Genomic DNA, 1,265 nt, shown 5'->3' with positions numbered 1-1,265 from the left:
GCCAACTCAGGATACGCTTCCATGTAAACGCAGCATGCTCTAGCCGTTGCAAGATCGAATCAGGAGCTGGCCGCGGGTGGATGGGCTGGCCCGGATGGGCGCCGCCGGGGTCGCTCCTGAACGGCTGAATTTTTATATGATGATCGATAAATTCAGAAGTGAATTTCTGGACAGAAAATCCCGTCCTGGTTGATGAAGCTTCGTGTCGAGGGTGCGCCGCCGATGGGCGGGGCCGCTCTGCCGGGAGGCGGATAGGTCCCGCACGGCGGATCCGGGCCGGTGGGGCGCGCGGCGAGGCAAGACAAGCTGCTGGAAAACAACGCCGTTCCGCCGGATGCGTGGACGGGGAGGGTTGGCCCTGCCGGTCGGGATGCCGGGCCGGCGTGGCCGGGCGCGGAATCGGCGTCAGGATCGGGGCGCGCCCGGCCGCGGCTACGGCAGCGCCTGACGCAATCCCACGAGATCGTCTTTCCCGGCGAGATTCCGGATCATTATCGATCCGGACCCAATGATCGGGATGGTGCCGCCGTTGGGAGTCCCACCGGTCGGGGCCGGCGCGTCAGCGGCGCCATCTGGACCAGTGCTGCGCCAGCCGGCCGCGGCGCTCGGCACCGGCTGTCAGCCAGCGAGGTGGCGTGCCGGTGTGCCGGCCCGGGCGGCGCGGCCTGGCGGCGGGTGGCGGTTCGGCGGTCGCGGGCGGGCTGTCGGCAGGCGCCCGGAAAGGTTGCGCCGCATCCTCGGTTGCTGCGGTCTGGTGGTGGATGCGGCGGCCGGCGCGCGGGGGTGGCGGGTCGTCGGGGGAGGTCGCGAGGTCGGCCGGAAGCGTGGCGACCGTCGCCAGACGTGCCGTCGCATCCGGCGCCGCGGCCTCCGTCGGCGGCGAGGCCGGCGCCGTCGCGTCCGGCGTCGGCATGCCTGCCCCGTCGACGCCCATCCCGTCGATGGCCATCTCCTCGATGCCCATCCCCTCGATGCCGGGTGCAGGCGGGTCCTTCTCCGCCTTGCCCGGCGCCGCTCCCGTCGCCGGCGGGGCGGACGACAGCACGTCGCGCAGCGTTCCCGCCGTCTCGAAGTAGGCGCCGTCGCGCGTCACCAGCATCGGCGTGCCGTCGAGGAGGAAGATGCGCCGCTGCATCGCGAGGCGTCCCACCTGCTCCTCGGTGGCGGGGCGGAGGCTGAAGCCGGCAGCCATCAGGGCCGCCGCCTGGTCTGGCGTGATCTGCAAGTCGGTGCTCGCGGAGGGGAAGGGCCCGGCTTCGGACACG

1 pseudogene is annotated in these 1,265 nt (G+C 71.9%); it reads right to left on the bottom strand.

What is annotated here, in order from left to right:
• Positions 1-559: 559 nt before the first annotated feature.
• Positions 560-1,265 (bottom strand): annotated as a pseudogene (locus M0638_RS26080) (hypothetical protein); the annotation flags it as partial.

The organism is Roseomonas acroporae (assembly GCF_023223525.1).
In the GTDB taxonomy this organism is placed as follows: Bacteria; Pseudomonadota; Alphaproteobacteria; order Acetobacterales; family Acetobacteraceae; genus Roseomonas_E; species Roseomonas_E acroporae.
This window is presented reverse-complemented; position numbering and strand designations above follow the sequence as displayed.